Source organism: Bacillus sp. FSL R10-2201 (assembly GCF_038008665.1).
Taxonomy (GTDB): Bacteria; Bacillota; Bacilli; order Bacillales; family Bacillaceae_G; genus Bacillus_A; species Bacillus_A mycoides.
Genome location: NZ_JBBOZP010000001.1, coordinates 667,386 through 679,486 on the forward strand (window position 1 = coordinate 667,386; position 12,101 = coordinate 679,486).

9 protein-coding genes are annotated in these 12,101 nt (G+C 35.8%); all 9 read left to right on the forward strand.

Annotation, left to right across the window (positions count from 1 at the left end; all coding sequences use genetic code 11):
• Positions 1 to 284 precede the first annotated feature (284 nt).
• The gene (locus tag NSQ69_RS03340) at positions 285 to 4,526 is read left to right on the forward strand and encodes a S8 family serine peptidase (protein ID WP_002125200.1); all 4,242 of its coding nucleotides are present in this window, start codon (positions 285 to 287) and stop codon (positions 4,524 to 4,526) included.
• Between the two features lie 258 nt (positions 4,527 to 4,784).
• Positions 4,785 to 5,384 carry a TasA family protein gene (locus NSQ69_RS03345; protein WP_000023369.1) on the forward strand — a complete coding sequence of 200 codons (600 nt, stop codon included), beginning with the start codon at positions 4,785 to 4,787 and terminating at the stop codon, positions 5,382 to 5,384.
• A gap of 200 nt (positions 5,385 to 5,584) precedes the next feature.
• A complete protein-coding gene (locus NSQ69_RS03350) occupies positions 5,585 to 6,271 on the forward strand; it encodes a CPBP family intramembrane glutamic endopeptidase (protein ID WP_002125203.1) in 687 nt (228 codons plus the stop codon).
• Between the two features lie 23 nt (positions 6,272 to 6,294).
• A complete protein-coding gene (locus NSQ69_RS03355; RefSeq protein WP_002125205.1) occupies positions 6,295 to 7,266 on the forward strand; it encodes a phosphotransferase enzyme family protein in 972 nt (323 codons plus the stop codon).
• Between the two features lie 159 nt (positions 7,267 to 7,425).
• Positions 7,426 to 8,886, forward strand: a complete 1,461-nt coding sequence (locus tag NSQ69_RS03360) for an alanine/glycine:cation symporter family protein (RefSeq protein WP_002125208.1) — start codon at positions 7,426 to 7,428, stop codon at positions 8,884 to 8,886.
• Positions 8,887 to 8,896: 10 nt separating this feature from the next.
• Positions 8,897 to 9,751 carry an amino acid ABC transporter ATP-binding protein gene (locus NSQ69_RS03365; protein ID WP_307838809.1) on the forward strand — a complete coding sequence of 285 codons (855 nt, stop codon included), beginning with the start codon at positions 8,897 to 8,899 and terminating at the stop codon, positions 9,749 to 9,751.
• 12 nt (positions 9,752 to 9,763) lie between these two features.
• Positions 9,764 to 10,594, forward strand: coding sequence for a glutamine ABC transporter substrate-binding protein GlnH (glnH, locus tag NSQ69_RS03370; protein WP_002125212.1), 831 nt, complete (start codon positions 9,764 to 9,766; stop codon positions 10,592 to 10,594).
• 87 nt (positions 10,595 to 10,681) lie between these two features.
• The gene (locus tag NSQ69_RS03375; protein WP_002125214.1) at positions 10,682 to 11,338 is read left to right on the forward strand and encodes an amino acid ABC transporter permease; all 657 of its coding nucleotides are present in this window, start codon (positions 10,682 to 10,684) and stop codon (positions 11,336 to 11,338) included.
• A complete protein-coding gene (locus tag NSQ69_RS03380) occupies positions 11,339 to 11,983 on the forward strand; it encodes an amino acid ABC transporter permease (protein WP_002029756.1) in 645 nt (214 codons plus the stop codon).
• Positions 11,984 to 12,101 lie beyond the last annotated feature (118 nt).

Below are 12,101 nucleotides of genomic sequence, written 5' to 3' on the forward strand. Positions count from 1 at the left end.
GCATAGAATCATTAGAAAAAAATTACTCCTTTTGTTCAATATTCAGAAAAATCAAAATGTGAAATAATAAAAATAGAATTATTGCTTAACGCTACTAATAATTCATGTTGTAAATCGTTGTAGTTGGAAACAATTTATGGGGGCTTTTATAGAAAGAAGATTAGTAGTGTTGGAGATTCTCGATTGTTTTAAATAGATTCAAGGTTGATAGAATTGCCAATGCTAAATAGGAGATCAGAGGATTTATTTTAGAAAAAATAATTTTAATAATAAGGAGATGCGCTATGAAGAAGGGGAAATTCGGAAAAATACTTATCGGAACGCTAACTGTTGGTATGTTAATGTCTCAAGGAATTCCATATAACGTATTGGCCGAAGAGGTAAATACAACTACTTTAACTGGGATTGATGATGCAAATGCTATATTGAAAGGTCTTACAAAGGAACAACGTAATGCCTTAAAAACGTTAAATACAAAACCAGGTTTTGTTATTTCACCAGGCATCAATACAGCAAGTCCTGATAATGTGAATGTGATTGTAGAGTTTAAGCAAGCACCTAGCAAAATCGAGATGTTAAAACAAGCAGCTAAGGGGAAAAAAATAGCCCTTTCAACTGCGGAACAAAAGGTAGAAGCATCTCATAAAGAATTTAAATCAGAGTTTGAGCAGCTTCAAAAGAATAAAGATAAAGGGACGAATTTTAAATCTGCCAAAATAACAAGAGAATATAAGAATGCTTTTAATGGTGTAGCGATTTCGTTACCTGCGAATATGATTGAAGACTTAGTTCGCACTGGTATTGTTAAGCGCGTATGGGAAGATAGTGAGGTCAAAATTGATTTACCGAAAGAAACAGCTAAGACGGCTGCCGAACCCAAAATGGCAGATAGTGTACCACAAATTGGTGTGGACAAGCTGCATGATGAAAAAATAACAGGAAAAGGAATTAAGGTAGGTGTACTGGACACAGGTATTGATTATAACCACCCTGATTTAAAAGATGCTTATAAAGGGTATCGTGCAAAGCAAGGTGAAGATGCAAGCAAAATAGATCCGAACTCAATAAAAGGATGGGATTTTGTTAATAATGATGCTGATCCAATGGAGACAACGTATAAGGATTGGCAAAATTCTGGAGGATATCCTGAAATTTATGATGGAAGTGCATACTATACATCCCACGGTACTCATGTAGCTGGGACAATTGCTGCAGACAAAAAGAATAGTGTGGATTATGCAGTTACGGGAGTCGCTCCGGATGTAGATTTATATTCATATCGTGTATTAGGTCCATATGGAAGTGGACAAACAAGCGGTATTCTTGCTGCGATTGATAAAGCAGTGAAAGACGATATGGACGTTATCAATTTATCATTAGGTGCGTCTATTAATGATCCTTTATATCCTACTTCTATTGCAGTAAACAATGCGATGTTAGCTGGTGTTGTTACAGTAGTAGCGGCAGGTAATAGTGGTCCAGAAGAAGGTACCCTTGGATCACCTAGTGCAGCAGCACTTCCAATTACAGTTGGAGCAAGTGACGCTGCGATGACTATCCCGACATTTTCCGCCGATGCAGCTGATTTACATGTGGATAAAATGATGCTACTTGGAAAAAGCTTTACTGATAAGATTGAAGATTTGAAAGGTCAATCATTATCTGTTGTATATACAGGTCTTGGGAAAATAGATGATTTTAAAGGGAAAGATGTACAAGGAAAGTTAGCGCTCATCCAGCGCGGTGAGATTACATTCGATGAAAAAATTAAAAATGCTAAGGAAGCAGGTGCAAAGGCGGTAATTGTATATAACAATGTAGATGGTGAAATTACAAGTTACCTTGGGGAAAGTACTTCATCTATTCCATCGTTCCGCTTAACAAAGGCAGATGGTGAGAAATTGCAAGCAAAAGCTGTCCAAGGAGATGTCTCTTTAACATTTGGAGAACTGAGTAACACAAAAACAGAAGGAGATCACTTAGCTGATTTCAGCTCTCGCGGTCCTGCAAGTAAAACAGATGATATTAAGCCGGATATTGTAGCGCCAGGTGTTTCTATTTTCTCAACTGTTCCTGAATATATTAATGATCCAAAGGATGGAGAAAATTATCCGGTAGCGTATGGACGTATGTCAGGTACATCTATGGCAACTCCTCATACAGCGGGGGTGGCGGCACTCATTTTACAAGAACATCCAAACTATAGTCCGTTTGAAGTAAAAGAAGCGCTTATGAATACTGCAGTTGACTTAAAAGAGGCACGCTCTGTATTTGAGGTAGGATCAGGCCGAATTGATGCGTATCGTGCAGTTCATGCAGATACAGCTATCGAGGTTATCGATAAAACATCAAACGTTGTAAATGATGAAGAAGTAGAAATTGAAGAAAAAACAGGGTCTATTGCATTCGGGTATAAAAACCAATTGGGAAATGGACCTATTAAAGATAGTCGAAAGGTCTTAATTAAGAACAGCAATAAAACAGACGAGAAAGAGTTTAAATTAGAAGTAGAGTTTTCACCAACAAGTGTAGGTGTGCAAGATGCAGCGAAGAATGGTGTGAAGCTGAACGTACAAGATTCTATTAAAGTAGCTCCTAGTACATCAGGGGAAATTAGCCCTGAAATTATCATTCCAGAAAACGCTGAATTTGGTAGATATGAGGGATATATTCATATTTCAAATAAAAAAAATGAAAAAGAAGTATATCAAGTGCCATTTGCAGTTAAATTCACAGAAAAAGGAATTGAATCTGTAGATTTGCTGAGAGATGCAATGGCAACAGATACATCTAACTTCCATCCATTTATGGAAAGGCCGAGTTCACCGCTGACATTTAAATTGAACAGTCCACTTGAAACTATCGATGCAGTGGTGAAGGATCGAAAAACAGGAAAGGCATTAGGAATTGTGGGGACAATTAATGCTAGCAGTCTAACACCAAATATTGAATATATCATGTTCGATGGTATGGGTGGCTATGTATTCCCGTTTACAGGAGATCCAAATCATCCAATTGGAGACAAGCGAGTTACGTTGCCTGATGGAGATTACCAACTTGATTTCATTGGATATGACAAAGAAGGGAAACCTTATACAAAAGGAGATAGCGTAATTATTGATAATATCAAACCTGAAATGAAATTTACCGATGTAAAACCTGGCGTTCATGAGGTAAATGAATCTATGTTCAAAGAAGAAGATGGTCAGCGTGCATTATGGGTACATGGTAACATTTATGATTCTACGATAGATGTATTAAAGGCAAAAGGCCTTCAGTATGACCAAAAAACTAATGAAATTGTATATTACCAAAACTCTGCTTTTCCGTCAGGTTGGTTGAATACAATTCAAGCCAATGGTGATTTTAAATTTGGTGTACTTCCAGAGGAAATCAATGAACCGCTTAATTTAAGGTTATTTGGATATGATCTTGCAACTGCATCAAATATGGCAAATGGATTTAAAGACTATGTCTTTGTTAAAGAGGGAACGGAATACGCTGTCCCAAGCTATGACAAGGATAAAGTTAAACTAGGAGAAAAAATTACATTAACTTTAAATCTTAATAATGTGAAACAACTTATGTCAGGTACATTTGAGATTCCTTATAGTAAACAGTTGTTTAAATTTGTAGATGTTAAACCAAATCCAGCACTTGCAGAATATGCAAAACAACATGGATTAAATATTAAATTAGAAGATCCAGTGATAAATGAAGAAGGAAACTGGGAAAACAAGGTGAAAGTTGGTGCATCTTTAGAAGGAACAGAATTTAAAGGTCTAGATGGAGACGCACCATTTGTAGATGTTACATTCGAGATGACGAGTGACGAGTATTTTAATAATTTAACAGCATTTGGAGTAGATAAATTCTCTTATACAAAAACAGGTGCATCAGAAGGCGTTGAGATTCCTGTGTTTAAAGATAAATCCTTTTCTATTATTTCGAAACATGCAATGGTTACAGGATATATTGGACCAGAAGCTTTCTTAACTGAAGAGGGGTATTTAGGTAAGAATGACTACACAAAACTAGGAGCAAAAGTGTATGCAGTTGGTAAGGATGGAAAGAAATATACAGGAACGGTTGATGATAATGGGCAATTTGAAATTCATAGTGTTCCAGTAAGTGATACAGAATATAACATTTTCGTAGAAATGCCAGGTCATTTAAATAGTAAATTAACTACAAAAATAGGGAAAATGCAGGATGGAGAATTAGTGGGACAAAACTTTAGAGCTGATATGGATGACAGCCTTGCAGGTGATGTAAACGGCGATAAAATGGTAGATATTCAAGATGCTAGAATAGCAGCTCTTTCATATGAAAAAGGAAAAGTGGCTGTAAAAGATGGAGATGTCAATCAAGATGGTGTTGTAAATGAAACAGATATTCGTTTTATTGAGAAGAATTTCTTGAAAAAGGGTCCAGATGCCAAAGAAAATCAGAAACCGAAAGAAAATGTAGGGCCAGTGACGTTAGATAAAATCTTACGTTCCATTGGATTAGAGCCAAAAAAATAAGTGGGCAAACTTCTAGAGTAAATAAAGCAATAAGACAATGAATATAAAATTAAATGAGATTGGCTAACAAATAACCGGTAATGATTTACGGTAACATTACCGGTTATTTTAAAAGTAATAGTTGTTTGGGTACATGAAGTAACTAGCTTAAAGTTAGTTCGCTTTCGTTGTGGGACAAGGTAGTTGCTTAATTATTATTGTTTGTGAGCTGGAAATAAGGTTTGTAGTTTAAACTTTAAAAATAGGGGGACTTGTGAAATGAGTATTAAGAAAAAACTTGGTATGGGTGTTGTAACTGCAGCGCTTGGCTTATCTTTAATTAGTGGGGGAACATATGCGTATTTTAGTGATAAGGAGGTATCACAAAACACGTTTGCAGCCGGTACTTTAGATTTGAGTGTTAATCCTGAAGTTGTTATTAATGTCGACAATATTAAACCAGGTGATGAAATGGAGCGTGGTTTTCAATTAGTAAACAAAGGAACCTTAGCAATAGGAGATGTGAAACTTCTGACAGATTACAGTGTAATCGATGCTAAAGGAGATAATGGAAATGCTGATTTTGGTGATCATATCCGTGTTGATTTCTTGTGGAATTTGGATAAAAATGAGGTTCCAATTTGGTCTACTACATTATCTGAATTAAAGGTAGCTACGCAAAACGGAAGTATTCCTGATCTTGTACAAAAAGGTGTTGTAGACCGAGAAGGAAATGGACTTGCTCCTGGTGATGATGATACTTTCTACGTAATGTTCACATTTGTAGATAACGATGAAGAGCAAAATGTATTTCAAGGGGATTCATTGAAGTTAAATTGGACCTTCAACTCAATGCAGACAAAAGGTGAAGAGAAATAAAGATAAATATTATATATGAGAATGAATTGATGAAGAATTGAGGAATAGAATTTTTAATAGTGTAAAGGTTGATTGAGTGAATCAACCTTTTTTTATTTTGTGAGAAAATTATGCTTAGATTATTTGAAAAAAAGTAGCTTGAAAGTTACGTTACGTCATCTTTTATACTAAAGAAAATAGGATATAGGGGGATGGTGTAGATGACTTTAAAATGTATGTGGGGATGGAAAGAAATTTTATATTTATTTGTTTTTGTATTTCTGATTGTACCAGTAATGGTTGAATCTCTTTTTTATGATTATGCTTTAAAAATAATAGGGAACTCATTATATGCTGGAGTATTAATGGGACTTATAATGGCAGTGATATTTACATTTTTAGTTTATCTTTTTTGCATAAAAAGATATAAACTGTCGTGGAAAGATATTGGAATTCGGAAGCTTTCATGGAAAGATTTATTGTGGACATTTGTAGCGGTTATTTCTTTGATTGTAGTGAGTGTTGGAGTATTAATGATAATGGAGAAACTGGGGATTTCTTTCGAAAATAGTAAAACGGAGACGATCCAAAATGATAAATCAATATATGCGTTCTGTATCGCGGTAATTGGAGCAGCAGTTATATCACCAATCTATGAAGAAATTTTATATCGAGGTGTTTTTTATACGTTTTTTCGTGATAGATATGGCATATGGGGCGGTGTGCTTATAAGTTCAATAATATTTACCGTTGTTCATATTCCAACATATAACACATTACCGGTGAATTTTTTAAGCGGTGTAGTATTCGCGTGGTTATATGAAAAAACAAATTCTATTTTATCGGCTATGATTGCACACGCACTATTTAATTTCATAGCAGTACTTCTTACATTTATGTCGAATTAAGAAGATATATAGGAGGGATACAAATGGAAATAGCGGTAGAACGTGTTTTTACGAATGAAATTTTAGCAAGAGCAGCAAAGGCATATCATGTAACGGTGGAAGAAAAGCCACTTGGTGATTTTGAAAATTATATTTTTAAGGCGAAGGATAAAAATAATGAAGATTACGTATTACGCTTAACCCATTCTTCTCATCGGTCTAAAAAAGAGGTAGAGGCCGAACTAGATTTTTTACGGTATGTTGCAGAGCATGGGGCAAAAGTGGCGGGACCTCGTAATTCAATATCTCAAAACCTTGTAGAAGAAATTGGAGCGGAAGATGGCACTTTCTTTTTCGCGTCTTTATTTACATATGCACAAGGTGAGCAAGTAAAAGGAGAAGGATCGCCTTATTGGGGAGATGCTTACTTTGAAGCGTGGGGAAAAGCGATTGGACAACTGCACCGCCTTACAATGGATTATCCTAAAACAGACTACCGTGATACGTGGGAAGAGGATGAAAGTAGCATTGTTAATGGATTAGAAGATGAGAAGGTGAAAGGGATTGCTACTGTATTAATGGATGAAATAAAGGCTCTTCCAATCGAAAGAGAAACGTTTGGCCTTATGCATGGCGATATTCATCCAGGTAATTTTCATTATGATGGAAAAGGGCTAACAATCTTTGATTTTGATGACGCTGCCTATAATTACTTCATTCATGATTTGGCAATGGTTCTTTATTACTCTGTTCTTTTTACACCGTGGACATTGGAGAAAAAGACGGAATTTGCTCGTAAACAGTTACAAGTGTTAAGAAAGGGGTACGAATATGAGCACAGGCTGGCGGATAGTTGGTATGAATCGTTACCGTTATTTTTACGGTTACGTGATATAGGCCTATACGGTACGATTCAAAAGAAATTTAAGGGGAAAGATATGCCAGAGGATTTTCAAAAGTTATCAGATGAGTTGTATGAAAGAATTATAAAGCAAGAGGCAATAGTGAATACATAATACAGAGATAAGGGAACAAAGTATATAAAATAAATATATACTTTGTTTTTTTATACAAAAATATGTTTACTTTATTAAAATAATATTGTTATAGATTCGGTATACACTTATAATTTTATATATATTCTGAATATTCTTTATAAAGAAGGAGGGGGAAAGTTGGAAGCTATCGTAAGTTGGATAAATAATATTGTTTGGAGTCCAGCACTTGTCTATTTATGTTTAGGAGTAGGTCTATATTTTTCCATTCGAACAAGGTTTTTACAAGTAAGACATGTAGGAGAAATGGTGAAACTTACATTTCAAGGGGAAAAATCGGATGCGGGTGTTTCTTCATTCCAAGCTTTAGCACTTTCATTATCAGGGCGCGTTGGAACAGGAAATATTGCAGGTGTTGCAACGGCTGTTGCCTTTGGTGGTCCAGGGGCTGTATTTTGGATGTGGGCGGTAGCCTTTCTAGGAGCTGGTTCTGCATATGTAGAATCGACGCTTGCACAAATATATAAGACGAAGCATCAAGGGCAATTCCGCGGTGGTCCTGCTTATTACATTGAAAAAGGACTAGGTGTTAAATGGTATGCTTTAGTATTCGTTGCAGCGACAATTCTTGCGACGGGGATGCTGTTACCGGGTGTTCAGGCGAATAGTATTGCTGTAAGTCTAGAAACAGCTTTTGGTATTAATACTTCTGTATCAGGAGCGGTATTAGTAGCGGCATTAGCACTTATTATATTTGGTGGAGTTAAGCGAATTGTTAACGTAGCGCAAGTTGTAGTACCGTTTATGGCGCTTGGCTATATTTTAGTAGCCTGTGTAATTGTAGCTATGAATATTGAAAAATTACCAGACGCTTTCATGTTAATTTTAAAAAGTGCATTTGCATTAGAAGCGGCTTTTGGCGGGATTATCGGTTTAGCAATTTCTTGGGGTGTAAAACGTGGTATTTATTCAAACGAAGCAGGGCAAGGAACTGGGGCCCATGCAGCAGCAGCAGCTGAAGTATCGCATCCAGCTAAACAAGGGTTAGTACAAGCATTTTCCGTTTACATTGATACATTATTTGTTTGTTCAGCAACAGCATTTATGATGATTATTACAGGCATGTATAACGTATTTGATGCAAGCGGAAAAAACTTTATCGTCAATAAATTAAATGGTGCACAACCAGGTCCTGGTTATACACAGGCTGCGGTAGAATCTGTTTTCCCTGGATTTGGAAACGGTTTCGTGGCAATCTCTCTACTATTCTTCGCATTTACAACAATTATGGCTTATTACTACATCGCAGAAACGAATATCGCTTACTTAAATCGTGATAAAGACCGCCCTTGGATGTCTATCGTACTAAAGTTTGTATTCTTAGGAGTTGTATTCTACGGTTGTGTAAAAACAGCAGCAACAGCGTGGGCTTTAGGAGATATTGGTGTAGGAATTATGGCATGGGTTAACATTATTGCGATTCTATTATTACAAAAGCCGGCATTGATTGCATTAAAGGATTATGAAAAGCAGAAAAAAGAAGGAAAAGATCCAGTATTCGATCCGCAGAAATTAGGAATTAAAAATGCTGATTTCTGGGAGCATGAATACGGGAAAGACAAGAAAGAAGAAGTATCTTAAGAGAATAGAAATGAAGGAGCAAAGGGAAATCCCTTTGCTCTTTTTTATGGACAAAATGAAGATGAAAGTTATTTTTTTGCCTATTTTTGAATATAAAAAGAATGTACATGCTTTGTTTAGGAGAGGGGGGAGTATGGTGATAGAGTTTCGTAATGTAAATAAATATTATGGTAACTTCCAAGTTTTGAAAAATATTAATGTGCAAGTGAAAAAAGGTGAAGTGGTAGTAGTTGTTGGTCCTTCAGGATCAGGAAAAAGTACATTGCTTCGGTGTATAAATCAGTTAGAGGCGATTACTGATGGAGAGTTAATCGTACAAAATACAGATGTACACAATAAAAAAACAGATATGAATGAATTACGCCGAAATATTGGTATGGTCTTCCAGCATTTTTACTTATACCCACATAAAACAGTTCTGCAAAATATTACACTAGCACCAATTAAAGTAAATAAAACTTCAAAAGAAGAAGCAGAAAAAACAGCGATGGTTTATTTAGAGAAAGTAGGAATCCCGGAGAAGGCAGGTGTATATCCTCATCAATTATCCGGAGGTCAACAGCAAAGGGTAGCTATTGCTAGAGGGCTCGCGATGCAACCGAAAATTATGCTATTTGATGAGCCTACGTCCGCTCTTGATCCAGAGATGATCGGAGAGGTGCTTGATGTTATGAAAGCGCTGGCTAAAGAAGGAATGACGATGGTCGTCGTCACACATGAGATGGGATTTGCACGTGAGGTAGCAGATAGAATTTTATTTATGGATGACGGTCAAATTATCGAAGATACAACACCATCACAATTTTTTGCAAATCCTGAACAAGAAAGAGCACGTCTATTTTTAAGCCGGGTATTAAATCATTAAAGGAGGAATTTCATGCTTAAGATGAAAAAGTTGTTTACCCTAATCGTATTCTCATGTTTATTCGTGTTTATTGTTGCTGGGTGCGGGGGGAAAAAAGACGAGGCGAAAGAAACGAATACGAAGCAAGGCGGAGCTGTTGAGCAAATTAAGAAGCGCGGGAAGTTAGTAGTTGGAGTGAAGAATGATACGAATTTATTTGGATTGAAAAACCCTTCAACAGGGCAAGTAGAAGGATTCGATATTGATATCGCGAAGGCACTTGCGAAAAAAATTCTTGGTGATGAAAAGAAACTAGAGCTGAAAGAAGTAACGTCTAAAACACGTATTCCGATGCTGAAAAATGGTGATATTGATGCAATTATTGCGACAATGACAATTACGGAAGAACGCAAAAAAGAAGTAGATTTCTCAGATGTATATTTTAAAGCAGGACAATCGTTACTTGTGAAAAAAGGAAGCAATATTAAGAGCATTGATGATATAAAACAAGGCGTTAAAGTATTAGCTGTAAAAGGATCAACATCTACAAATAACATTCGCCAAAAATCACCAGAAGCAACAGTATTAGAGTTTGAGAATTATAGTGAGGCATTTACAGCGTTAAAAGCAGGTAAAGGCGATGTTTTAACTACAGATAATGCGATTCTTTACGGAATGGCAAAACAAGATTCTAATTATGAAGTTGTAGGGAAAATTTTCACGGATGAACCGTATGGAATTGCAGTACAAAAAGGTGCAGACGATTTAACGAAAGAGATTAATAGTTTATTAAAAGATATGAAAGCGAATGGAGAATACGATAAATTGTATGAAAAATGGATTGGTCAAAAACAAGAGAAGTAAAATGAAACTTTATTTCTCGTGATAAATAGTAAGAGTGAGAGGATGAGAGTACTCATCCTCTTCTTGTAAAGAAAGAGGGGAGAATATGTGCCTGATTTTTCTATATTAACGAATAACATTGATATGTATTTAGAAGGATTTAAATATACGGTTATGTCTAGTGTAGTTGCGCTAATAGGAAGTTTTGTTTTAGGAATTGTTATGGCAGTGATGCGAATTTCACCTATTCGTATTTTGAATTGGATTGGCTCTGCCTATGTAGAGTTTGTTAGAAATATTCCACTCGTATTAATTGCATTCATTTTCTATTTTGCTTTGCCTGTAATAGGAATTACTTTCAACGGTTTTGTAGCAGGGACAGTTGCGCTTACAGTTTATACAGCGGCCTTTATTGCGGAAGTAATTCGTGCTGGTATTTTATCAGTCGCGAAAGGTCAAATGGAAGCAGCACGTTCTTCAGGATTAACTTATAAGCAAGCGATGTATCATGTCGTCTTACCTCAAGCGATGAAAATCGTCATTCCTCCTCTAGGAAATCAATTTCTCAATTTAGTAAAAAACTCTTCAATACTCGGAATTATTGCTGGAACGGATTTAATGTATCAAGGAGACTTAATTTCAACGAAGACGTTCGTTACGTTTGATGTATATATATTTGTCGGGATGTTTTATTTAGTATTAACAATACCGCTAAGTATGCTAGTGCGTTATTTAGAAAAACGCTTGGCAAAGGAGGCGGTATAAATGGATTTTAAAGGAGCGATAACAGGTGATCATATCCTCTTTTTATTAAAAGGATTACTCATAACGTTAGAGGTAGCGCTCGTAGCAATTGTACTTAGCTTTATTATTGGTAGTGTAATAGGGATATTGCGCTACATGAAAATACCTGTCGTCTCACAAGTATTAGGAATTATCGTTGAAGTGATTCGAAACTTACCACTACTTTTAATTATATTTTTCACATATTTTGCGCTTCCAGAAGCAGGCTTGAAATTAGAGATTATAACAGCTGTAATTGTTGCTTTAACAATATTTGAAGCAGCAATGATATCTGAAATTGTTCGAAGTGGTTTATTATCGATTGAAAAAGGACAGATTGAGGCCGCAAGATCTTCAGGATTAACGTATGTTCAAGCACTGTGGCATATCATTTTACCACAAGCATTAAGAAGAATGGTCCCGCCGCTTGTCAGTCAGTTTATTTCATTGCTGAAAGATACATCATTAGCAGTTGGTATATCACTGCCAGAGCTTATGCATAATGCTCAAATTATTAGCGGGCAGAATGTAAATTATATGATTCCAACGTTTATAGTAGTAGCTTGTATGTATTTTGTTGTAAACTACGGTTTATCAATTTTATCTAGAAGATTAGAAATACGTTAACTCTTACAAAAAATGTAAGAGTTTTTTCCTTATAAATCCTTTTTTGCCTCAAATTAGTATCGTGAGCTCTTAATAGTTGAATTTTTATATTGTTTTATCAGAAAAGTTTTAATTTTAT